We start from the raw sequence: 23,901 nt of genomic DNA, 5'->3' as shown, positions 1-23,901 counted from the left end.
GCTTTAGATTCCCGAAAATCTGAGCGGGTTTTTTCTTTTAATCTGTGGGAGCTAAGGGCGATGTGTCGGGTGGTGAGCTTTGCGAACCGCGCCATCAATAGCGGCACAAACGGTATTAGCGTCATGCCCACCGGTGCGATTCGTTCCTCATCAGCACCCTACGCGTCGGATATTTGGGGGCAACTGGGTTCGCGGGCCATTTGATCTGTAGGGTGTGGTGAGCTTTGCGAACCGCACCATCAATATAGGCACAAAGGGTATTATCGTCATGCCCACCGGTGCGATTCGTTCCTCATCAGCACCCTACGCGCCGGATATTTGGGTGCAGCTGGGTTCGCGGGCCATTGGATCTGTAGGGTGTGGTGAGCTTTGCGAACCGCACCATCCATATCGGCACAAACGGTATTATCGTCATGGCCATCGGTGCGATTCGTTCCGCATCAGCACCCTACGCGCTCGACACTTAGGTAGGGTGGCGGTGAGGAACAAACCGCACCATCATTGTAATAAACATCGAAACATTAACGTATTTAAAGGTTTGATTCGTAACGCGTAGGGTGTGTTGAGCCTTGCGAACCGCACCATCAATATCGGCACAAACGGTATTATCGTCATGTCCATCGGTGCGATTCGTTCCTCATCAGCACCCTACGTGCTCAACAACTTAGGTAGGGTGGCGGTGAGGAACAAACCGCACCATCATTGTAATAAACATCGAAACATTAACGTATTTAAAGGTTTGGTTCTTAACGCGTAGGGTGTGTTGAGCTTTACGAACCGCACCATCAACTTCGGCACAAACGGTATTATCGTCATGTCCATCGGTGCGATTCGTTCCTCATCAGCACCCTACGCGCCGAGAGATAAAAGGGTGTGGTGAGCCTTGCGAACCGCACCATCAACATCGGCACAAACGGTATGATCGTCATGGCCATCGGTGCGATTCGTTCCTCATCAGCACCCTACGCGCCGGATATTTGGGTGCAGCTGAGTTCGCGGGCCATTGGATCTGTCGGATGTGGTGATCTTTACGAACCCCCTCCATCATCAATACTTCAATGTCGCTTCTGAATTTCGCTGGATAATATGGCATTCGCATCTAACGCACTGATAGCGATGTCGGTATTGGTGGGGATCTCACCTGCTAATTGCAATGCGAGATAACGCATACAGCAGACCCGTAAAAATGATGTGAAATTGCCTAGATCGTGTCCGGCATCGATCGATTCGTGATAGAGGCGGGTGAGCATCTGTGGAATATTAAGATGATCACGGCTAGCAATCGCTTCTAACGTACTCCAAAAGTAGTTTTCTAGGCGCACGCTGGTCACCATGCCATCGATACGTAATGAGCGGGTGCTGCTTTTCCATAGATCAGAATTTGCGTTGATAAACAGTTTGCACATAGTGGGCTCCTGTCCTGTTATTTTTATAGGTGTTATCGCTATCTATTCTAGGCGATCAGCTCAGTATGCCGCAAAACGGCGGCCTTTGCAGGTGGCCGTTTTGCGATCGGGCAGGGGCAGGTTTATTTTAGCAGGGCCATAAATTGAGCTAACCAAGCGGGGTGGGCAGGCCAAGCGGGGGCGGTCACGAGATTGCCGTCGGTGATCGCAGCATCAATCGCGATCTCGGCGAAGATACCACCGGACTGATTGATTTCAGGCATGCAGGCAGGGTAGGCGGAGCATTGACGATCCTGCAAGACGCCCGCGGCGGCGAGCAGTTGTGCTCCGTGGCAGACGGCAGCGACCGGTTTGTTGGTGGTGAAAAAGTGACGCACCATCTCTAACACGTCGGTGTTAAGGCGGAGATATTCTGGCGCGCGACCACCGGGAATGACCAGTGCATCGTAATCAGCAGGGTTGATATCCGCAAAGGTCGCATTAAGGGCGAAGTTATGGCCTCGCTTCTCGGTATAGGTCTGATCGCCTTCAAAATCGTGTATGGCGGTGGCAACGGTGTCGCCAGCGACCTTGTCGGGGCAAACCGCATCGACGCTGTGGCCGACGGCTAAGAGCGTCTGGAAAGGCACCATGGTTTCATAATCTTCTGTGAAATCACCGGTAATCATCAGTATTTTTTTGTTACTCATAACAAACTCCTAAGTCGTGCTGATTGTTTTTGTTTGTCAATAAGGTAGCAGTTCAGAAGTGAGTGCGGGTATTAGCTGAATACTACAGGGTGCTGTTCGTTGTTCGTTGTTCGTTGTTCGCTGATCGGTAAAGGTTGCCGTGTTATCACTGAGTAGTTTAGTCTTGTTGTTTAAGCATATTTTATGATGAGTCATTTTGTATCGAGGTTTAAATGGTTACCGGAAGTTGTTTATGCGGCCATGTTAGGTATGAAATATCAGGTGCTATTGGAGATATCGTACATTGCCATTGTCAAACTTGCCGCAAAGCTCATGGTTCGGCATTCTCAAGTGTTGCTGGGGTACAGGACAACGATTTTAAATTGATGAGTGATGACGCATTAGGTTGCTATGAATCATCACCAGGGAAATATCGATATTTCTGTCAGAACTGCGCAACACAGATCTATGCCAAAAAAGAGGGAGCAGAGCATATCGTTTTACGGTTAGGGTCATTAGATGACGATCCCCAGTCGAAAGAGATGAGCCATATTTGGGTTTCTCAAAAAGCACCTTGGTACTCATTAAACAGCCGTTTACCTGAGTACGCTGAATTCGAGTAGCGCTGATCAGATCCAACAAACCGATGTTTGAAATGCCGGTTTTACCTGTAGGGCAGGGCAATAACGGCGAGCACTAGCAGTTGATAATCGGGTAGCCTTGGGGCGTCCTAATGCATCGGTAAATGGCATAATAGGCGGTAATGGCAGAGCGGGTCTTCTCAAAAATATTCATACACAGCTTGCAAGGCAGGCTTTCGGCGACAATGGAAATCACTAAAACCTTCGTTCATACATTCAAAGACAGCATTCGAACGAAACTGAGACAGTTTATGCGTCGTAGCCTGTATCGATATGCGTTCGGTGTCGCTCTTATCACTTTCGCTGCTCATGGAATGGATGCTGAGATGGGAGCGCTAGAGATTGCGCTGCGTGGGTTAATCTATCTCACCATCGCTTGTGCGGGCATATTGGTTGTTTATGTTATCTCGTCGTACGTTCAGTCAAAAAATAGGGTGCCGATAACTATCCGATTTAGTGAAGTCGGTTTGGTTGTGTCTCAGGGAGTTGATTCAGTCAATCACGATTGGTGCTGGATTCAATCAGCAGAAGAGTCGAGCAATCTGCTAACCCTCGTTATTCGAGAATTGCCGCGTTATGAGCTTTATTTGTCGAAGCCTGAATGCCCCGATAAGGAGTATAAGGTGCTTCGGGAATGGCTGGTGTTGCATGGCAAGTTGCTTAACTGAAACGTTCGCTATAGCGATATAAAATGCTGAATCCTCAAGGTTGATTCGATCAGTTGGGCTATGAGATGAGGGGCAGGTGATTACACCACTCGCTGAGAATGCTTCAGCGAGTGGTATTTTCAATGTGCTTATGTCTTATGAAATTGCATGCTGCGATGGGACGCGCGATGCGATTATTTACCGCTCATATCCGGCATGTTGCGGCCATAAAAGATCTCCGACATCTCTTTGTAGAGGCGTTCGGTAATCTCTTCAATCTCTTGTTCGCTGAGATCAGCGGTTGTTGTGCCGAATAGGTAGGTGTTGAGATCGACATCATTGAGCATCATCTTGGTGTGGAAGATGTTTTCTTGATAGACGTTCACATCGACCATCTGATACTGCTCTCGAATATCGGGGGTGATAAAGTTTTGAATCGAGTTGATATCGTGATCGATGTAATATTTAACACCATTCACATCACGGGTGAAGCCGCGCACGCGATAGTCGATGGTGACGATATCGGAATCCAGCTTGTGGATCAGATAGTTCAGCGCTTTCAGCGGGGAAATAATACCGCAGGTCGATACTTCTATATCGGCACGGAAAGTACAGATGCCATCGTCCGGGTGCGCTTCTGGGTAGGTGTGCACACAGATATGACTTTTATCTAGGTGGGCGACAACGGAATCCGGCAGTGGACCAGGTTTTTCCGTGGTATCGACATTGTCCGAATCTTTAATGGGCTCTTCAGCGACCAGAATCGTAACGCTAGCACCCTGAGGTTCGTAGTCTTGGCGGGCAACATTTAATACAGTGGCGCCAATGATTTCGCAGGCTTCAGTCAGGATCTCTGTCAGGCGGTCTGCGTTGTACTGCTCATCGATATACTCGATGTATTCAGCCTTCTGCTTAGGGGTCTGCGCATAACAGACATCATAAATACAGAAACCCAGGCTTTTGGTAAGGTTGTTAAAACCTTGCAGTTTGATTTTCCCATTAGATGGCAACTTCGTAAACTCCGGCTAAAAAACCAAGTGGTTTTTTGTTAACGACAAAAGAAAGGCCGGATTTTAGAGGAGAAACCTAACGGAAAAAAGATAATTTTTAATTATCGGACGTTTATTCAGTGGTTAATCGTGCTGTTTTAACCAGTTGGCGATGGAGGGGGCGACCTCGGTTTGTGACTTTCCGGAGACGAAGACACCAATATGGCCGGAGGCGACTTCGTATTCGCTATAATCCTTGCTATCCGTGAGACCTTTCAATGCACGGGATGCAGAGGGGGGGACGAGATGATCGGCGCTGCCAAAGACATTCAGTATGGGCTGATGAATCTGTTGCAGATCGACCGGCGTGTCGGCCACCGTGGCGTTGTGATTGATAAAGCCGTTGTGCTTAAAAAAGGTGGTGAGAAACTGACGGAACATCTCGCCAGCCTGATCTGGGCTGTCGTAGATCCATTTTTCCATGCGCAGAAAGTTCAGCGCGGAGGTTGGATCTTTCAGTTGGCGGGGAATGTTGAGATTTTTTTGCAGCCCTAAGCGCATCGGCATCAGCGCATTGTAGGCATCGTTGAGCATCGCGCCGGGAATGTTGCCGTAGGTTTCGACCGCCAGATCGATATCGATCTGCTGGGCGAGGTGGCTAAGCATGTTGTCCGGGGTTTTGAAATCCACCGGGGTCACCATGGTAATCAGGTTTTTAACCTTAGCGGGATGCAGGGCGGTGTAGCATAGGCTGAGGGTGCCGCCTTGGCAGATACCTAATAGGTTGAGCTGTTCTTGACCCGAATCCTTTAGCACCTGATCGACACAGTTGGCGATATAGCCATTGATATAATCATCCATATCCAGATAACGGTCGGCCGCGTCAGGATAACCCCAGTCGATTAGGTAGATATCCAGCCCTAGCTCTAACAGCCGCTTAACAAAGGAGCGTTGCTGATCGAGATCGACCATATAGGGGCGATTAACCAAGGCATAGCAGATGAGTAGAGGCGTTTTGCAGCGTTTGCGTCCTGGGGTTTTATCACTTTGATAGCGCAACAGTTGCAGCTTATCTTCACGATAAATAACCTCTTTAGGGGTCAGGCCCACACACACTTCATCCAGTTGTTGCAGGGTAGTAAAGCTCTGTAACAGCTGCTCGCTAAACTGGTTCAGCTCGGCGGTGACTTTTTCCGGATTGAATTTGAAGCCGCTCATCAGGCTTTGCCTCGCTGGCGGGGTTGAGTCAACTGAGCCGCTAGGCTGTTCACCAGTGTGCGTAGTTCGTTAATCTCTTGCTGCTGACGGCGTACCTGTTTACGCAGTTGATGTTGCTGATAGATAGCACTGTCGAGTTCGGCACGGGTCACTAAGCCAAGCTCTTTAAATTTGTTATCCCGGCTATCGAACGCCAGTTTACGCACGCGATTGAGGCTGTTACTGATACGGCCATGGGCGGTTTGGTATTGCTCGGTGAAGACGGTATCGCGATAGGCTTTTTCGTAACACTCGATCCAAAGATTCTGCAGTGCATTGAGACTATCGATATCACTGGTTGATTGATCCAGCAGTTGCTTCAGATCTTCACCGGTTTGTTCAAAGATATGTTCGTATTGTTGCAGGTAATCCTGCAGTGAATCTTGATAATCGAGCATTGCCTGCGCTAAGGCTCTAAGCTGTGCGGGGCTATAGGGGCCGTTACCAATCTCGGGGGTTTTTGCTAGCTGTTCGAGTAATTCGCGAAGGGGCGCTTGGGTTAGTGATTCACTATTGAGTACCGCATCTTTCATTAGGCCGGCAAAGGGCTCTGGGATATGCCACTGCCGACTGAGCAGGTCGTTACACTGGTGCTGCATATAGGTTTGCAATTGATCGACGAGTTGCTCGTGACTGACATTACCGCTGGATTTTTGCAATAGCGATTCAGCAAAATGGCTGAAATGTTCCGACTGATGTTTAACCAGATTCAGGAGGTTGGCCTGCTGATCACGAAAGTCGGTGCTAGGACCTACCTGAAGGCTATCGAGGAAAGTTTGCCACTGCTCAGATTTAAGAGGCATCTGTTGTGCCATCACTTGCCAGCGTTGCAGTTGTTCCTGTAACCAGCTATCGCTGCCTGAGCTATCGGTCATTATCGGTTCCTAAACAATGTCGGTATGAACATATTAATGAAGCGGGTGCTGATTATGAACCCTTTTCTGCTGCTTGTTCTAAAAGTTGAATAAAGTGACGGGCTGCATTACTCAGAGTGCGCTCTTTATGGGTGATATATCCCAGCTCGCGAGTGACCGCTGGTGCATCTACTTTTAGCACGGTTAAACTGTTTTCGGTCATGGTTTCCGGCAGTAGTGACCAGCCCAGTCCAATTTCGACCATCATGCGTATGGTGTCGAGATAGTTAGTGGACATGGCGATGTCTGGTTGCAGTGCCAGTTGTGAGAATTGTTGTTCCGCCAGTTGCCGGGTAAAGGTGGCGCTGCCGGAAAGAATAGCAGGGTAGCGGCAAAGTTGTTCTAGCGTGACCTGTTGTAACGAGGCCAGAGGATGATCGGTGGCAACAACATAGTTTAGTTTGTCGCGCCAGATCGTCTGACAATGAATGTTTGGATCGGGGCTCGGGGCGAGGGTGATCAGGGCTATCTCTAAATTGCCTTTAACCACGTTGTCGTAGGCGATCTCCGATTCATCAAAGCGCAGATCGAGCTTTACCTCCGGAAAATCAGAGCTGTATTGACGTAACACCGGTGGCAGGCGGTGCAAACTAATATGGTGGCTGGCGGCGACGGACAAAGTACCACTGACATCACCACGGAGGTTGCTTAACGAACGGCGGGCATCTTCTAATTCGAGTAATATTCGGCGGGCTCGGGGTAACAGTTCACGTCCCGCTTCGGTCAGACTAACGGTGCGGCCAATACGATCGAATAAGCGATTATTGAGCTGCTGTTCGAGTATTAGGATGCGTTTGCTCATCGCCGATTGGGTGAGAAAGAGCTGTTCTGCTGCCCGTGAAAAAGAGCCACTTTCAGCCACGGCAACAAAGGCCTGCAGTGAGTTGGTATCCATATACACCTGCCTCATATGATTGCTATCAGTCTATTCATTCCTTCTTGGAATGCAAACTATAAAAATAATGAATTTGTTTTCTGATAAATGGTGGATTAGGATGGCAGCCTATAAAAAGCCGGTAACGAGCAAGCCGGTTAAAAAGACGTAGTGAGGTGACCTTCAATGGCTGGAAAAACGTTATACGACAAATTGTTTGATTCGCATTTAGTGCGAACCAATGAAGATGGTAGTTCTCTGATCTATATCGATCGTCAGGTACTGCATGAAGTGACTTCACCTCAGGCGTTTGAAGGATTGCGCTTGGCCGGTCGTAAGCCATGGCGGATTGATGCCAATATCGCAACGCCGGATCATAACGTGCCAACGACAGAGCGTTCTGGCGGCGTCGATCTGATTGTTGATCCCGTGTCTAAAATTCAGGTAAAAACCCTTGATGCCAACTGTGATGAGTTCGGTATTCTTGAATTCAAGATGAATGATCATCGCCAAGGTATCGTCCACGTGATGGCACCCGAGCAGGGCGCTATCCTGCCAGGCAGCACCGCGGTGTGTGGTGATTCCCATACGGCTACACTCGGTGCCTTGGGTGCTTTGGCGCATGGTATCGGTACTTCTGAAGTTGAACATGTGTTAGCTACGCAGTGCCTGATTACTAAGAAAATGCAGAACATGCTGATTCGTGTTGATGGCGAGTTGGGTCTCGGTGTGACCGCCAAAGATGTCGTGCTGCATGTGATCGGCGTGATCGGTACCGCTGGTGGTACAGGTTATGCGATTGAGTTTGGCGGTGATGTGTTCCGCGCGATGTCGATGGAAGGCCGAATGACCGTGTGTAATATGGCGATTGAAGCCGGCGCACGGGTAGGTTTGGTGGCGGTAGATCAGATTACCATCGATTATTTTGATGGACGTCCATTTGCGCCTAAAGGCGAACAGTGGGAGGCCGCTGTTGCCGAGTGGCGTGGTCTGGTGTCTGATTCCGATGCCGAGTTTGATGCGGTGGTTGAGATCAATGCCGCCGATATCGAGCCGCAGGTAACCTGGGGAACCTCACCGGAAATGGTGGTGGGTATCTCCGGTCAGGTGCCAAACCCTGATGCTGAAAAAGATGCCGTTAAAGTGGATGGCATCAATCGTGCGCTGAAATATATGGGGCTCAAGGCTGATCAGAAGATCACTGATATTCAGCTCGATCGCGTGTTTATCGGCTCCTGCACCAACTCCCGTATTGAAGATCTACGGGATGCAGCAAAAGTGGTTAAAGGTCGCAAAGTAGCCGATAACATTATTCAGGCGCTGGTGGTGCCCGGTTCTGGTTTGGTGAAAACTCAGGCGGAACAAGAAGGGCTGGATAAGATCTTTATCGACGCGGGACTTGAATGGCGCGAACCGGGTTGCTCGATGTGTCTGGCGATGAACCCTGACAAGCTGGGTAATGGCGAGCACTGTGCTTCAACTTCTAACCGTAACTTTGAAGGGCGTCAGGGGTTCGGTGGACGGACCCATTTGGTCAGCCCTGCCATGGCGGCGGCCGCAGCAGTAACCGGACACTTCATTGATGTCCGTGAGTTGATTTAATAAGGTATCGGGAGAGCGAGATGAATAAGTTTACATTGCACACAGGTATCGCTGCACCGCTGGATCGGGCCAATGTCGATACCGATATGATTATTCCTAAACAGTTTTTGAAATCGATTAAGCGTTCCGGTTTCGGTAAAAACTTGTTTGATGAGCTGCGTTATCTGGATGAAGGTCAGCCGGATCAGTCCTGCGAAGGGCGTCCGCTGAACACCGAGTTTGTCCTGAATCAGCCCCGTTATCAGGGTGCTAGTGTTCTATTGGCACGGGAGAACTTCGGCTGTGGTTCGAGTCGTGAGCACGCTCCTTGGGCGCTGGATGATTATGGTTTTCGCTGTGTGATCGCCCCAAGTTTTGCTGAGATTTTTTACAACAACTGTTTTAAAAACGGTCTGTTGCCGATTGTGTTGCGCGATGAGCAGTTAGATCAACTGTTTAAAGAGGTGGCTGAAAACGAAGGTTATCAGCTGAGCATCGATCTTGAGCGCCAATTGGTGATTACCCCATCCGGCGAAGAGATGACCTTTAGTATCGATGGCTTCCGTAAGCACTGCCTGCTGAATGGTTTGGATGATATTGGTATCACCCTGCAGAGTGAAGCGGATATTCGTGCCTATGAAGCGCGCCGTCGGGAACAGGCGCCTTGGCTGTTTGATGCCATCAAGTAAGTGTATTTAACCTATTGACGATCTGGCTGCCCATGATTGGCAGCCTTGATGAAAGGAAAGCAGATAATGTCTAGAAATGTACTGATTTTACCGGGTGATGGCATTGGCCCTGAGATTGTCGGTCAAGCGCGCCGTGTATTGGCGTTGGTTAATGAGCAAGATAATCTGGATCTGGAACTGACCGAAGCCCTAGTTGGCGGCTCCGCCATCGATGCGGATGGCGTACCGCTGCCAGAAGCAACCTTAGAAGCGGCTCGTGCGGCGGATGCGATTCTACTTGGCGCCGTGGGTGGTCCTAAGTGGGACACGAACCCTGATTTTCAGATTCGTCCAGAGAAGGGCTTGCTGGGGATTCGTTCAAACCTAGGTCTGTTCGGTAACCTGCGTCCTGCGATTCTCTATCCACAACTGGCCCATGCGTCAACGCTGAAGCCAGAAGTGGTCTCCGGCTTGGATATTCTGATCGTTCGTGAACTGACCGGCGGTATCTACTTCGGTCAGCCACGTGGCGTGCGCGTGAAAGAAGATGGCGTTCGCGAAGGTTATAACACCTACGTTTATGATGAGAATGAAATTCGCCGTATTGGCCGAGTTGCCTTTGAAGCAGCACGGGCGCGCGATAAGCGTCTCTGTTCCGTCGATAAAGCGAACGTACTGGAAGTCACCGTGCTGTGGCGTGAAATCATGGAAGAACTCGCCAAAGAGTATCCGGATGTCGAGCTGAGCCATATGTATGTTGATAACGCCGCGATGCAGCTGGTGCGTGCACCGAAGCAGTTTGATGTGATGGTCACCGGCAACATGTTTGGTGATATCCTCTCCGATGCGGCGGCGATGCTGACCGGTTCTATCGGTATGTTGCCATCGGCATCACTGGATGTGAACGGCAAGGGTATGTATGAGCCATGCCACGGTTCTGCACCGGATATTGCCGGTCAGAATATGGCTAACCCACTGGCGACTATTCTCTCTGTTGCGATGATGCTGCGCTATTCGCTGGCAGCCGGTGAAACCGCTGATCGTATTGAAGCGGCCGTGAGCCAAGTACTGGATCAGAACTTGCGTACCGGTGATATCTGGTCAGAAGGTATGCAGAAAGTATCGACCTCTGAAATGGGTGATGCGGTAATCGCTGCTCTGCAGGCGTAATGCCGGTTTTTATGGCCTTGATTGGCTATAAAATGCCCAGGTTCAGATAGTCTATGTAGCTAAATTGTTGCATAATTGATGGGCTCGAACGTTAAGAGTCATAACGGGCTGCCACCGATTTCATGTGGCAGCTTTGTTGTTTTTATTCGCACGAACCTGATAACAGGTTCGCATAGTTTTTGGTGGAGCAGATGAAGCGTGTAGGTTTTGTAGGTTGGCGCGGAATGGTAGGTTCTGTGCTGATGCAGCGCATGATGGAAGAGGGTGATTTCGAGCATATCGAAGAGCCCGTTTTCTTTACAACGTCCCAAGCAGGTCAACCAGGTCCGAATATTGGTAAAGATATTCCGGCGCTGAAAGATGCCACATCCATTGATGAGCTCAAACAGATGGATGCCATTATTTCCTGTCAGGGCGGCGACTACACGAAACAGGTTTACGGTGCTCTACGTAGCGCTGGCTGGAATGGATACTGGATTGATGCAGCGTCTTCTCTGCGGATGGAAGACGACGCCATCATCGTACTTGATCCGGTGAACATGCATGTCATCAAAGATGGTCTAGCGAGCGGCGTAAAAACCTACGTAGGTGGTAACTGCACCGTCTCTCTGATGCTGATGGGCTTAGGTGGCTTGTTTAGCGCAGGCGTGATCGATTGGATGACCTCCATGACCTATCAAGCGGCTTCTGGCGGCGGTGCCCGTCATATGCGGGAGTTGATCAACCAGATGGGTGTGATTCATGATTCGGTCGCGGCTGATCTGTCTAACCCTGCGAGCGCTATCCTCGATATCGATCGGCAAGTGGCAGCGACTATTCGTTCTGATGCGATGCCAACCGATAACTTTGGTGTACCACTGGCGGGTTCATTGATTCCTTGGATCGATACCCGGCTGGACAACGGTCAGAGCCGTGAAGAGTGGAAAGCCTATGCTGAAACCAACAAAATTCTCGGTTTGAGCAATAACCCAATACCGATTGATGGCACCTGCGTGCGGATCGGTGCAATGCGCTGTCATAGCCAAGCCTTCACTATTAAGCTGAAGGAAAATGTGCCGATGGATGAGATTGAGTCCATGATTGCTGAAGCGAATGACTGGGTGAGTGTCGTACCGAATGAGCGTGAGATCACTGCTCGTGACCTGACGCCGGCGAAAGTGACCGGTACGTTAGGCGTACCTGTTGGTCGTCTACGTAAGCTGAATATGGGTGATGAATACCTCAATGCGTTCAGCGTCGGTGACCAACTGCTGTGGGGTGCTGCTGAGCCACTGCGACGCATGCTACGCATTTTGCTGCAGGACTAAGGCTTATTATGAAAAGATAACCGGCTGATATAGCCGGTTTTTTTTGCCTGCACAGCCGTGACTTAAATCAATTAAAGCAGAATAAATGCTTGTTGGTAGAGTGGCTTAGGCTGTCATCATTTTAGGTAGTATAAAGCAGGCACTGCTTGAATTATTTTTTGACATCAAGTCAAAAATCACAATTTGATATTAAGCCATTGAATTTATTGAAATTAATTTTTTTAGGCCTGGTTTTTTATGCTCATTCTGTCGCTATGTGGCGATAAGATATGTTTTGGCTATAGTGGTTTAGCTATTTAAGGCCGATCTGGGTTGTTGATTAAACATAGGTTTTAATGAATACTTTGGGCATTGATACTGGATACGTAACTTTCTGAATATTGACGATTTTATATAATATTCAGGACCGGGGAAATTAAGGAAGCGAAAATATGCTGCGCAAATTAGCCCTAAGCTTGGCAATTGCAGGTGCACTAGGGACCTCAACTGCACATGCGCTTGGTCTCGGCGAGATCAGAATAACTTCAGCGTTGAATGAACCGCTCAAAGCCGAGATACAGCTGTTGCAGATGCGATCTGTTGATCCGCAACAAGTTCAACCTAAAATGGCCAATGTTGATGACTTTGCCTTGGCGGGTATAGAAAGACTTCGCTTCCTTTCGGACGTGAAATTTGAGGTCAAACCCGGCGCTTCAGGTCAGGGAACGATTATCCTGACCTCACAGTCCCCAGTAAAAGAGCCTTTTCTTAACTTCCTGTTAGAAGTGAACTGGCCTAGCGGCCGTTTAGTGCGAGAGTATACGGTTTTACTCGATCCGCCTGTTTATGATCCAAACCCAGCGCCTGCCGCCGTTCAACCGGCAAGCTCTACAGCGGTTGGTTCCTCGGGCACTGTCGCGGCAAAACCCATGTCGCCGCAAAAGCCGGTTAATAATATTCGTACCCGCATGACTGATGGTCAAGTCTATGTTGATGTTAACGATACCCTTTGGGATCTCGCTAAGCGTTATAAGCCGACGGGTTCGGTGACTGAAGCGCAGATGATGTTGGCTTTGCAGCGCAAGAATCCAGAAGCGTTTCGAAACAATAATGTGAACCAGTTACGGGCTGGTGTGGTGATGGATCTCCCTTCGTTGAAGGAGGTGCAGGCGCTAGATCGAAAGCAAGCGAATGAAGAGTTCTGGCGCCAAACGCAGCGATGGAAGCAGGGTGTTACTTCAGCGCCGAGTGCTGAACCGGTGGATGCGTCCTCTACTGCTGATAAGAAAGGAGAGGTCTCCGAAAAAAAGACTGATGAGGTTGCCGCCAAATCGGCTCAGGGGCAACTGAAGATAGTTTCTCCTGATAAAACTGCTGAAACCGATATGGTTTCAGATCAGACGGCCGATACCGACATGAGTCAGGCTGACTCTGTCTTGTTAAAAAAAAACCAGCAACTCGAAACTGAACTAGCCAGTGCGCTTGAATCCGTTGATAAAATTCAGCGTGAGAATGAAGAGTTAAGTGGTCGGGTTGATGCGTTGGCGCAGCAGATGGAAAGCCTGCAGCGGTTATTAGAATTGAAAGATCAGCAGATGGCTGAACTTCAGGCCGAATTAGAGTCGGCGAAAAATCAGCCGGTTATCTCACCGGCCGATCAGGCAGCGGCAACGAATGCTGCTGAGCCTACCGAGAAAACGCTACTTGAACGGTTTGGTTTGTACATCGGCGCTGCCGGTGGTGCTCTGATAGCGTTCCTATTAGCGCTGCTATTGCTGCGTCGGACGAAGAAAGAAGATAAAGAAGATAAAGAAGATACAGGCGATGTGATTGCGCCTGTTGCGGCGGCTGCTGCGACAGCGGCGGTTGTTGATGCTGCTGCAGATGATGCTGAAGAAGCGGTTGAGCCTGCGGCAGAGGTTGTCGCTGAAGCGGCCATCGAAGAGACTGATCTTGATGATCTGGATCTAGACCTCGATCTTGACATGGATATGGAACAGGTCGATACCGCGCCCATCGATACCATTAATGAAGATGAGTTTGATCTCGGATTTGATGATGGTTTTGATTCAGAGCCTGCGGCTGTTGAAGAAGAAGCGGCGAAATCAGTCGAAGCCGTCTTAGATGAAGATGAAGAGATTGATGATGCGTTGGATTCTATTCTCGGTGAAGACACTGACTCCTTTAATCTAGATGAATTGCGGGTTCCTGAGGTTCAGGGTCTAGGTGAGGTACCTTTAGATGAACCAGAGGAAGAGCCAGAAGCTGAGAACATTGAAGAACTGCTGGCTGGCGGCGCTCAGACTGAAGAAGCTGATCAGGCCCCTGAAGATCTCGATTTAGAGTTTGATATTGAATCGTTTGACGATACTGCGGATAACACTGTTAGTGAGGCTGCGGCTGCTGATGATGATTTAGATCTCGATTTTAATCTTGATCTTGCAGATGCTGATGTTGCTGCTGATGCAGAAACGGAAGACGACTTTGGTGAAGACGATCTAGAGTTGACAGAGTTTACCTTGGATGGCGCGCCAACTGAGGTTGTTGAGCCTGCCGAAGTAGACGAGCCTGCGATTGATGCGGATGCTGAGTTAGATCAGTTACTCGCTGACACTGGGGAATCTGAATCTGACCTTGAAGAACTTGATCTTGATGCGGACCTTCAGGCATTGCTGGATGGCGAAGATGAAGATGAAGATGAGGTCGTGTTGGATGAGCAAGAGATTGCACCGAGACCTTCTGATGATTCAGTTGCCGGTCAGGATTTAGATGCTGAATTGGATTCTGAATTGGAAATGCTGTTAAGTGATGCGGGCGACGAAGATCTTAGCTTAGACATGACTGACGATTCCGAAGAATATACACTGGATAATCTAAACCTTCTCGATGATGCTGATGAAGTGGAAACCAAACTTGATTTAGCGCGTGCTTATATCGATATGGAAGATCTAGATGGTGCCAAAGATATTCTTGGCGAGATATTGAAAGAGGGTACTGAGGCTCAGCAGGCTGAAGCGAATAACCTGCTAACCTCATTAAGCTAGCCTTTATAGGCTAAGCTTTTTTTGTGGGCGTTGTTGCCTGATTTGATTAACCGTTAAGATAAGATGTTATATGCAACGGGATGATACCCAGATAGACAATCAGCAAGGGGCGACTACGGTCGCCCTTTCTTGTGTTTCGGCGGATGATAAAGCGGGTGAAGCCCGACAGCCTAATGACGATAATAGTGCTTCTAAGGTGATGAAAACGCGTCGCTATGCGCTCTGTGTGGAATACGCCGGTGGCGCGTATCGAGGCTGGCAGACACAGAAAGAGAAAGATGTTCCTTCGATTCAAGAAACGGTCGAACAAGCGCTCTCGAAGATTGCTAATGAGCCGATTGCGGTTATCTGTGCAGGACGAACCGATGCCTGTGTCAGCGGTACCTATCAGATTATTCATTTTGACACTCAGGCCGAACGCTCGGATCGCTCTTGGGTGATGGGTACCAATACGCAGTTGCCGGATGATATTGCTATTCGTTGGGCGAAACCCGTAGATGATAGTTTTCATGCGCGCTTTTCGGCCTTAGAGCGTCGCTATCGATATCTTATCTATTCGTCGCCGGTAAAACCTGCGTTGTTGAGTCGGGGAGTAACCTGGACTCATAAACAGCTGGATATGTCGCGGATGCAAACCGCCGCGAACTACCTGTTAGGGGAGCACGACTTTACTTCGTATCGAGCGGTCGGCTGTCAGGCTAAAAGCCCTGTGCGTGAGGTGAAGGCGATGGATATCTATCAGGCCGGTGATCTGATTGTGATCGATGTTCGGGCGAATGCTTTTTTGCAACATATGATTCGTAATTTTGCTGGTGTGCTGATGACCATTGGTTGTGGCGAGGCTGAGCCGATTTGGGCAAAACAGGTACTTGATGCCCAAGATCGAAGAAAAGGGGGGGTAACTGCACCGCCTTATGGGCTCTATTTTGTCGATGTAAAATACCCCGAGCAATATGAGTTGCCAAAATCTGCCTTAGGCCCTTATTTCCTAACGCAAAACGGTTAACCTCTGGCCCTGCTATCTGTTACTATTAAGCTCTTTTTAAATAATCTTTCTTTAAATAGTCTGATCTAAGTGATGCGAACCCGCGTAAAAATCTGTGGAATTACCCGATTAGAGGATGCCCTTAACGCTGTGGAAGCGGGTGCTGATGCGCTTGGGTTTGTATTTTATCCGCCTAGTCCTCGTTATGTTGAGCCCGCAGTGGCGGAAGCTATCATTCAACAGTTGCCACCTTTTGTAACAACCGTGGCGTTGTTTGTGAATGAGTCTGATGCGCAGGTCAAGATGATTATGGATCAGACTGGCATTGATCTGCTGCAGTTTCATGGTGATGAGTCGCCAGCGTTTTGTCAGCAGTTTGATCAACCCTATTTTAAGGCTGTGCGTATGTCTGCGGACATTGATGTTACGGCTGAAAGTAAACGTTTTGCTTCTGCTAAGGCTATTTTGCTGGATGCATACCGCGCAGGTGTTCCTGGCGGTACTGGCGAAGCGTTTGATTGGGACCGCATCCCATCTGATCTCGAATTACCGCTTATACTTGCCGGTGGTCTTGATCAGAGCAATGTGGCTAAAGCAATATGCCAAGTGAAACCCTATGCTGTTGATGTCAGCGGCGGGGTTGAAATGGCGAAAGGCTTAAAAGATTGTTCCAAAATAATATCCTTTATGAATGAGGTAGCTTGTGCCAACTAAAGAAGATCTCGCGATCGCAAAGCAGATGCCCGATGCCAGTGGTCATTTCGGCCAATTCGGGGGCCGTTATGTGTCTGAAACTCTGATGGCTGCTCTCCAGCAGCTTGAACAGACCTACGAAAAGCTTTGGCGGGATCCACAGTTTCAGGCAGAGTTTGATCGCGACCTTGCGCATTATGTTGGCCGTCCATCGCCGCTGTATCATGCAGAGCGCCTTTCCCGCGAGTTAGGCGGAGCGCAAATTTACCTGAAACGTGAAGATCTAAACCATACCGGTGCCCACAAAGTGAACAATACCATTGGCCAAGCATTGCTGGCTAAGTTCACGGGTAAGCCAAGGGTGAGCGCAGAAACAGGCGCTGGCCAGCATGGTGTTGCTACGGCGACCGTCGCTGCGCGATTGGGGCTTGAGTGTACTGTCTACATGGGCGAAGAAGATATTCGTCGGCAGGCACTGAACGTTTATCGGATGAAACTACTGGGGGCTGAAGTTGTCTCTGTTACGTCCGGTACACGCACACTGAAAGATGCCATGAACGAAGCGATGCGCGACTGGGTCACCAATGTCGATAATACTTTTTACATTATCGGTACGGCGGCAGGCCCGCACCCTTATCCTAAACTGGTGCGTGACTTCCAGTCGGTTATTGGTCGTGAAGCTCGACAGCAATGTTTGGCGCAGGCCGGTAAACTACCGGATGTGCTGATGGCGTGTGTTGGCGGTGGTTCTAACGCGATTGGTCTGTTTCATCCGTTTATTGAAGATGCGGATGTGCGGATGATCGGTGTTGAAGCCGGTGGTTATGGTATCGAAACAGGACAGCATGCCGCACCATTGAGTGCCGGTAGCCGTCCAGGCGTATTGCACGGTAACCGTACCTCGCTGATGTCAGATGAAGGCGGTCAGGTTATTGGTACGCACTCGGTTTCTGCGGGTCTTGATTACCCGGGTGTTGGACCTGAACATGCCTATCTCAAAGAGATTGGCCGAGCTGAATATACCGCGATCAATGATGATGAGGCGCTACATGCTTTCCGTCACCTAACACTGACCGAAGGTATTATGCCAGCACTGGAATCCAGTCATGCGGTGGCTGAAGCGATGAAGATGGCACCAACCATGGACAAAGATCAGATTATTCTGGTTAACCTGTCGGGACGGGGTGACAAGGATATCCATACCGTTGCAGAAATTGACGGTATTAACTTTTAAGCCCTGACTGAGTGAAGATTAAGATGAGTCGTATTACTGAGTGTTTTAATAATCTGAAAAGCCAGGGCCGTAAAGCGCTGATCCCTTATGTGACAGCCGGCGACCCTGATCCTAAAGTAACCGTACCGCTAATGCATGCGCTGGTTGAATCTGGCGTCGACATTATTGAGCTGGGCGTACCTTTCTCTGATCCAATGGCCGATGGTCCTGTGATTCAGCTAGCCTGTGAACGTGCGTTGCTGCACGGCACACGGTTGGTTGATGTGCTGGACATGGTAGCTGAGTTCCGTAAAACCAATCAGACCACTCCGGTGGTACTGATGGGTTATCTCAATCCGATTGAGGTGATGGGCTATGCGACCTTTGCTGAGAAAGCCAAAGCGGCTGGCTTGGATGGTGTCTTAACGGTAGATCTGCCCCCAGAAGAGGCGTGTGAATTTAACCCGTTGATGAAAGCTGCGGGTATCGATGTGATCTACTTGATCGCGCCGACCACTGAAGAGTCTCGGGTGAAGCAGATTTGTGCTGCCGGCAGCGGTTATCTCTATTATGTGTCTGTTAAAGGCGTGACCGGATCGGCTGCGCTGGATGTAGGCGAAGTGGCCGACAAACTGGAGATGATTCGTCAGTATGCCGATATGCCGATAGGCGTTGGTTTTGGTATTCGTGATGATGTCTCTGCGCGGGCGATTTCAGCCGTGGCTGACGGTGTTATTGTCGGTAGTGTATTGGTTAATAAGATTGCCGAACTGGCTGGCAATCAGGCACAGATTCCTGAGGCAGTTGCCGCGATTACTGCGAGCATGCGTCAGGCAATGGATAAATAAAGACTGCCACAGGCAGACGCTGGAGTAATAATGAGTAGTTGGCTGGATAAAATTGTTCCTTCTCTGGTTCGTTCTGAGAAGAAGCGAACCAACATTCCTGAAGGGCTTTGGGAAAAGTGTCCAAAGTGTGAATCTGTGCTGTATCGGCCAGAGCTGGAAAAAAACCTTAACGTTTGTCCTAAGTGCGATCATCATATGCGCTTAACTGCGCGGGTGCGTTTGAATGCGTTTCTAGATGAGGGGACTTTGCGTGAGATTGGTGCTGAAATAGAGCCGGTTGATCATCTTAAGTTCCGTGATACGAAGAAGTATAAAGATCGTCTAGTTGCCGCTCAGAAAGCGACCGGTGAGAAAGATGCTTTAATCGCTATGCGCGGCGAAGTTAAGGGATTGCCGGTTGTTGCGGTAGCCTTTGAGTTTCGCTTTATGGGCGGCTCGATGGGCGCTGTTGTTGGTGAGCGATTTGTACGTGCTGCCAATATCGCATTGGAAGAGGGTATTCCAATGATCTGTTTCGCGGCCAGTGGTGGTGCGCGGATGCAGGAAGCGTTGTTCTCGCTGATGCAGATGGCGAAAACCAGTGCAGCCCTTGAGCGACTTAAGCAGGCGGGTGTGCCGTATATCTCAGTACTGACCGATCCTGTTTATGGTGGTGTCTCGGCATCACTGGCTATGCTAGGTGATTTGAATATCGGTGAACCGGGTGCATTGGTCGGCTTTGCGGGTCCGCGAGTGATCGAGCAGACGGTTCGTGAGAAGTTGCCAGAAGGCTTTCAGCGTAGTGAATTCCTGCTGGAGCATGGACAGATCGATATGATTATCTCTCGGGGTGATCTGCGCGATCGGATATCCTCGGTGTTGCGTATGATGCAGGGGCTTCCAGCCGCCTGATCATGGACGTTTAATAAGGCCGCTGTTAGTTTCAGCGGCTTTTTTTGTTGTTCTAAATTGTTGTCCTGAAGAAAAGCTGAAAGCACTATGGCCGAAGTACATTTTAATACTCTATCGCAGTGGCTCGAGTGGATTGAAACCAATCATCCGGTCGATTTGATTGAACTGGGGCTGGATCGATTGCGTGAAGTCTATGAGCGCATGAATCTGGACCTGAGTAGCAGTCGTATCGTTATCGTGGGTGGTACTAATGGTAAAGGCTCGACTATTGCCATGCTGGATCAAGTGCTTCGTGATCAGGGCAAAACCGTGGGGTGTTTTACCTCACCGCATTTTTTGCGTTATAACGAGCGGATTAAACTCGCCGGCCAGCCGGTGAACGATGATCTGATTGTTCGTGCTTTCGCCGCAATAGAACAAGCGCGGGGCGATGTCCGGTTAACTTATTTTGAATACAATACGTTAGCTGCGCTGCACGTATTTGCCCTTGAACAGCCTGAGGTGATGTTGCTTGAGGTTGGTTTGGGAGGGCGTCTCGATGCCATTAATATTATTGATGCGGATATCTCTGTCGTCACAACAGTGTCAGTTGATCATGTCGATTGGTTGGGTGATGATCGGGAGCAGATCGGCTACGAAAAAGCCGGTATCTATCGTGCAGGTCGTCCGGCGGTGTGTGGCGATCCTTGCGCGCCGCAAAAGTTGATTGATCATGCCACGGCCATCGGAGCGAAGCTATTTCTGCGGGGGCGTGACTTTAATCTGTCCACTGATGTGGATGACGGTTGGTTGTGGCAGGGTGAGCAGTTGAATGGCAATATGTTGACGGTTTCAGGTTTGCCTGAGATCACCTTACCGAAAGCCAATGCTGCCACTGTCTTACAGGTATTAAACCTGCTGGATATGATGCCTGAGCCCGATGACCTTAGGCAGAGTTTGACGCGAGCTACACTGACCGGGCGAATGCAAAAGGTTCGTGTGGGAGCCGTGGATTACACGCTCGATGTCGCTCATAATCCGGAAGCCGCGGCATACCTGGCAGACCGGCTAGAGGGGCAGTCGGTTAAAGGGCGTACGTTCATGGTGCTGGGAATACTGGCGGATAAAGATATTGATCAGGTGTTGGCCTGCTTAAAGCCGGTTATTGATGAGTGGTATCTAGTGACGCTGAATAAACCCCGCGGGCAAAAGGCGGCGGCCTTGCGTGAAAAGTTAGCCAAGCTGGGTGTGATCGATACGGTTCAGACTTACGCGTCGGTGGCTGAAGCGCTTGAAACGGTTGCCCATGATGCTACGCCTGATGATCGAGTCATTGTTGCTGGGTCTTTTTTTACGGTGAGTGATGCGTTAATGGCACTTAATATGGAAGGTGAATCTACGTGAATGATGGCTTTAAGCAGCGCCTTGTTGGGGGCGCGATTCTGTTAGTGGCAGCAGGCATTTTGTTACCCATTTTCTTCGATGGGGCAGGCTACCGTGAGCGTCACCTTGAGAGTGCAATACCGCCACCTCCTTCTGAGCCGCAATTGGTCACCATTGCGCCTAAAAATGAACCATTGCCAGATACGTCCACCTTTGCTCCGCCGGACGAGCCTGTGACTGTCGCGGTGATGCCGAAGCAGGTCGCTGCTGAGGTTGCCAAGCAAAAACCACGGATTAGCGAACGAAACGACCCGCCAGCGCTGGATCAGGAAAATATTCCGGTTGCCTGGAGTCTGCAGTTGGCCAGTTTTAAAGATGAAGATAACGCTAAGGGCTTGAGTCGTAAGCTGATCAAAGCGGGCCATAAGGTCTATATTCGCAAGACCGGTGATCTGATCCGAGTCTTTGTTGGGCCGGATATTCAGAAGTCCAAACTGGTTGAATTACAGGCGGATATTCAGAAAGAGTTTGGTCTAGACGGCATTATCGTCCGCTTTACAACACGATAATCATTGGGTTAATCCGTTAGCTCTGGTAGAATTCTGCCCTTAATTTCATTGATCTTGAAGTAGATTGAAAACATGGTATTAAACTGGGCCGATTGGGCAATTATTGGCATCATCGCACTGTCTGGGTTATACAGCCTGCGCGGTGGTTTTATGAAAGAAGCCCTGTCACTGGTAACTTGGGTGGCCGCTTTTATTGTGGCTCGGTTGTTTGCCCCTTCATTGAGTACCCTGCTAGATCATCTACTTGAGACTCCCTCGCTGCGCATCGGTGCAGCCTTTATTCTTCTTTTTATTGCCACCTTGATGGTTGGCGCCGTTATCAATAGCCTTATTAATATGCTGGTTCAAGCGACGGGTTTGAGTAGCACTGACCGTATTTTAGGCGTTGGTTTTGGTGTGGTCAGGGGCGGATTGATTGTCATTGTTATCACGGCGTTATTGGTGCGTTCACCGGTAACCCAAGATAGTTGGTGGGCTGAATCTCAATTGATTCCCCATTTCTTACTGATGGAATCCTGGACCCGGGAAACCGCAGCTGATATTGGCCAGATGATCTGGAATATCAGTGGTAGAAATAGCTAAGTGTTTTAAATTTATATTGCTGTAACTAACTTAATACCTGAGGTAGCCTGAATGTGCGGTATAGTTGGCATCGTAGCCAAATCTAATGTGAATCAGACAATTTTTGATGCATTAACAGTGCTACAGCACCGAGGCCAGGATGCCGCTGGGATGGTGACCTGTGAATCAAATCGTTTCTTTATGCGTAAAGATAATGGTTTGGTAAACGAAGTGTTCCGAACTCGTCATATGAAGCGTTTGATGGGTAATATCGGCATTGGCCATGTACGCTATCCAACAGCGGGTAGTTCTAGCTCTGCGGAAGCCCAGCCGTTCTACGTCAATGCGCCTTACGGTATTGCGTTGGCCCATAACGGTAACCTGACCAATACAGCGGATCTGCGTGAGCGGATGCGCAAAGAGAATCTGCGTCATATTAATACGACCTCTGACTCAGAGGTGTTACTTAATATCATGGCGCATGAGTTGCAACAAATTGGCCGGCTTGTGCCTACCTCCGATGATATTTTCGCGGCGATTAAAGCGTTACATAAGCGTGTGCGTGGCGGTTATGCGGTCGTTTCGGTCATTACTGGTTACGGTATCGTAGCGTTTCGCGATCCTCATGGTATCCGCCCGTTGGTATACGGTCAGCGTGAAACTAAAGAGGGCACTGAGTACATGGTGGCCTCGGAATCGGTTGCTTTGGATATTTCAGGTTTTACTCTGATTCGCGATATCGAACCGGGTGAAGCGATCTTCATCACTCAGGATGGTGATGTTCACACCATGCAGTGTGCTGAAAATCCACAGTTACATCCTTGTTTGTTTGAATATGTGTATCTGGCGCGGCCTGATTCTATTATTGATAACGTTAATGTTTATAAATCCCGTATGCGTATGGGTGTGAAGCTGGCTGAAAAAGTTAAACGCGAACGGCCTGATCACGATATTGATGTGATTATTCCAATCCCAGATACGAGCCGCACCTCTGCACTAGAGATGGCTCACCATCTGGGTGTGAAGTTCCGTGAAGGCTTTATCAAAAACCGTTATATCGGTCGTACCTTTATCATGCCTGGCCAAACTCAGCGAGCTAAATCGGTGCGTCGTAAGCTCAACCCCATTGAACTTGAGTTTAAAGGTCGGGTTGTGATGCTGGTTGACGATTCCATTGTCCGTGGCACAACCTCTAAGCAGATCGTTCAGATGGCATTGGAGATGGGTGCGAAGAAAGTTTATTTCGCATCAGCGGCGCCTGCGGTACGTTTTCCTAACGTCTATGGCATCGATATGCCATCCGCTAAAGAGTTGATTGCCCACGGTCGTACCGATGATGAAGTCGGTGAAGAGATCGGTGCAGACTGGATGTTATATCAAGACCTTGATGACCTAAAAGACTGCCTGCGTGCCGGTAATAAATCGCTGAAAGGCTTTGATGCATCGGTGTTTGATGGCAAATATATCACCGGTGATATCGATGACGCTTATTTGAAACGCATCGATGATGAACGTAATGATAATGCTAAAGGCGGCGACAAAAAGTCAGCAACCAATCAAAATGCAAACCTTCATGCGACGATTCGTTAATCGGTAATTGATGTGTTTTTGGTAATAAGTTGTTAGTCGTTGTA

23 protein-coding genes are annotated in these 23,901 nt (G+C 49.2%); 17 read left to right on the top strand and 6 right to left on the bottom strand.

The features are described 5' to 3' along the window. Positions 1–60: 60 nt before the first annotated feature. Positions 61–204, top strand: coding sequence for a hypothetical protein (locus tag KO512_RS03570; RefSeq protein WP_215950965.1), 144 nt, complete (start codon positions 61–63; stop codon positions 202–204). A gap of 851 nt (positions 205–1,055) precedes the next feature. On the opposite strand, the gene KO512_RS03565 is transcribed toward KO512_RS03570, so the two are convergent. Together KO512_RS03565 and KO512_RS03560 are read right to left on the bottom strand one after the other, a co-directional pair. After that, positions 1,056–1,406 carry a ribbon-helix-helix domain-containing protein gene (locus KO512_RS03565; protein WP_215950964.1) on the bottom strand — a complete coding sequence of 117 codons (351 nt, stop codon included), beginning with the start codon at positions 1,404–1,406 and terminating at the stop codon, positions 1,056–1,058. A 122-nt stretch (positions 1,407–1,528) separates the two neighbouring features. Then, positions 1,529–2,095, bottom strand: coding sequence for a DJ-1/PfpI family protein (locus KO512_RS03560; protein WP_215950963.1), 567 nt, complete (start codon positions 2,093–2,095; stop codon positions 1,529–1,531). 212 nt (positions 2,096–2,307) lie between these two features. Between KO512_RS03560 and KO512_RS03555 the strand changes: the two genes are divergently transcribed. Beyond that, a complete protein-coding gene (locus KO512_RS03555) occupies positions 2,308–2,697 on the top strand; it encodes a GFA family protein (protein ID WP_215950962.1) in 390 nt (129 codons plus the stop codon). Positions 2,698–2,900: 203 nt separating this feature from the next. Next, the gene (locus tag KO512_RS03550; protein WP_215950961.1) at positions 2,901–3,383 is read left to right on the top strand and encodes a hypothetical protein; all 483 of its coding nucleotides are present in this window, start codon (positions 2,901–2,903) and stop codon (positions 3,381–3,383) included. A 173-nt stretch (positions 3,384–3,556) separates the two neighbouring features. Here the strand turns inward: KO512_RS03550 and speD are convergent, their stop codons facing one another. The 4 genes from speD to KO512_RS03530 all read right to left on the bottom strand — a co-directional run bounded on the left by speD (position 3,557) and on the right by KO512_RS03530 (position 7,417). Next, positions 3,557–4,372 carry an adenosylmethionine decarboxylase gene (speD, locus tag KO512_RS03545; protein WP_215950960.1) on the bottom strand — a complete coding sequence of 272 codons (816 nt, stop codon included), beginning with the start codon at positions 4,370–4,372 and terminating at the stop codon, positions 3,557–3,559. A gap of 123 nt (positions 4,373–4,495) precedes the next feature. After that, positions 4,496–5,569 carry a class III poly(R)-hydroxyalkanoic acid synthase subunit PhaC gene (gene phaC / locus KO512_RS03540; RefSeq protein ID WP_215950959.1) on the bottom strand — a complete coding sequence of 358 codons (1,074 nt, stop codon included), beginning with the start codon at positions 5,567–5,569 and terminating at the stop codon, positions 4,496–4,498. Beyond that, a complete protein-coding gene (locus tag KO512_RS03535) occupies positions 5,569–6,483 on the bottom strand; it encodes a poly(R)-hydroxyalkanoic acid synthase subunit PhaE (protein ID WP_215950958.1) in 915 nt (304 codons plus the stop codon). Before KO512_RS03535 ends, phaC begins: the two co-directional genes overlap by 1 nt. Before the next feature lie 52 nt (positions 6,484–6,535). Next, the gene (locus tag KO512_RS03530) at positions 6,536–7,417 is read right to left on the bottom strand and encodes a LysR family transcriptional regulator (protein WP_215950957.1); all 882 of its coding nucleotides are present in this window, start codon (positions 7,415–7,417) and stop codon (positions 6,536–6,538) included. Positions 7,418–7,582: 165 nt separating this feature from the next. Between KO512_RS03530 and leuC the strand changes: the two genes are divergently transcribed. The 14 genes from leuC to purF all read left to right on the top strand — a co-directional run bounded on the left by leuC (position 7,583) and on the right by purF (position 23,857). Continuing rightward, positions 7,583–8,998, top strand: a complete 1,416-nt coding sequence (leuC, locus tag KO512_RS03525) for a 3-isopropylmalate dehydratase large subunit (protein WP_215950956.1) — start codon at positions 7,583–7,585, stop codon at positions 8,996–8,998. A 20-nt stretch (positions 8,999–9,018) separates the two neighbouring features. Further along, complete coding sequence (gene leuD / locus KO512_RS03520) at positions 9,019–9,666, top strand: 3-isopropylmalate dehydratase small subunit (RefSeq protein WP_215950955.1); 648 nt, start codon at positions 9,019–9,021, stop codon at positions 9,664–9,666. A gap of 66 nt (positions 9,667–9,732) precedes the next feature. Further along, complete coding sequence (gene leuB / locus KO512_RS03515; protein ID WP_215950954.1) at positions 9,733–10,815, top strand: 3-isopropylmalate dehydrogenase; 1,083 nt, start codon at positions 9,733–9,735, stop codon at positions 10,813–10,815. Between the two features lie 191 nt (positions 10,816–11,006). After that, positions 11,007–12,122 (top strand): aspartate-semialdehyde dehydrogenase, encoded by a 1,116-nt coding sequence (asd, locus tag KO512_RS03510; RefSeq protein WP_215950953.1) that lies wholly within the window; start codon positions 11,007–11,009, stop codon positions 12,120–12,122. Between the two features lie 431 nt (positions 12,123–12,553). Next, positions 12,554–15,145 (top strand): FimV/HubP family polar landmark protein, encoded by a 2,592-nt coding sequence (locus KO512_RS03505; RefSeq protein ID WP_215950952.1) that lies wholly within the window; start codon positions 12,554–12,556, stop codon positions 15,143–15,145. Positions 15,146–15,344: 199 nt separating this feature from the next. Next, entirely contained in the window at positions 15,345–16,151 is an 807-nt protein-coding gene (truA, locus tag KO512_RS03500; protein WP_252734805.1) for a tRNA pseudouridine(38-40) synthase TruA, read from the top strand. Between the two features lie 72 nt (positions 16,152–16,223). Further along, positions 16,224–16,844 (top strand): phosphoribosylanthranilate isomerase, encoded by a 621-nt coding sequence (locus KO512_RS03495; protein ID WP_215950950.1) that lies wholly within the window; start codon positions 16,224–16,226, stop codon positions 16,842–16,844. A 25-nt stretch (positions 16,845–16,869) separates the two neighbouring features. After that, positions 16,870–18,057: a tryptophan synthase subunit beta gene (gene trpB, locus KO512_RS03490; RefSeq protein WP_215951065.1), complete on the top strand. Its 1,188-nt coding sequence runs from the start codon at positions 16,870–16,872 to the stop codon at positions 18,055–18,057. A 23-nt stretch (positions 18,058–18,080) separates the two neighbouring features. Continuing rightward, a complete protein-coding gene (gene trpA, locus KO512_RS03485) occupies positions 18,081–18,884 on the top strand; it encodes a tryptophan synthase subunit alpha (protein WP_215950949.1) in 804 nt (267 codons plus the stop codon). Positions 18,885–18,914: 30 nt separating this feature from the next. Then, entirely contained in the window at positions 18,915–19,775 is an 861-nt protein-coding gene (gene accD, locus KO512_RS03480) for an acetyl-CoA carboxylase, carboxyltransferase subunit beta (RefSeq protein WP_215950948.1), read from the top strand. 87 nt (positions 19,776–19,862) lie between these two features. Beyond that, positions 19,863–21,158, top strand: coding sequence for a bifunctional tetrahydrofolate synthase/dihydrofolate synthase (folC, locus tag KO512_RS03475; RefSeq protein WP_215950947.1), 1,296 nt, complete (start codon positions 19,863–19,865; stop codon positions 21,156–21,158). After that, positions 21,155–21,706, top strand: coding sequence for an SPOR domain-containing protein (locus KO512_RS03470; protein ID WP_215950946.1), 552 nt, complete (start codon positions 21,155–21,157; stop codon positions 21,704–21,706). The genes folC and KO512_RS03470 overlap by 4 nt, the downstream gene beginning before the upstream one ends. Positions 21,707–21,778: 72 nt before the next feature. Further along, complete coding sequence (locus KO512_RS03465) at positions 21,779–22,288, top strand: CvpA family protein (protein WP_215950945.1); 510 nt, start codon at positions 21,779–21,781, stop codon at positions 22,286–22,288. 51 nt (positions 22,289–22,339) lie between these two features. Further along, positions 22,340–23,857, top strand: a complete 1,518-nt coding sequence (purF, locus tag KO512_RS03460) for an amidophosphoribosyltransferase (protein ID WP_215950944.1) — start codon at positions 22,340–22,342, stop codon at positions 23,855–23,857. The last annotated feature ends 44 nt before the right edge of the window (positions 23,858–23,901 follow it).

The organism is Amphritea atlantica (assembly GCF_018860855.1).
GTDB lineage: Bacteria > Pseudomonadota > Gammaproteobacteria > Pseudomonadales > Balneatricaceae > Amphritea > Amphritea atlantica_A.
The sequence above is the reverse complement of the archived record's forward strand: the minus strand, read 5'-3'. Positions and strand labels throughout refer to the sequence as shown.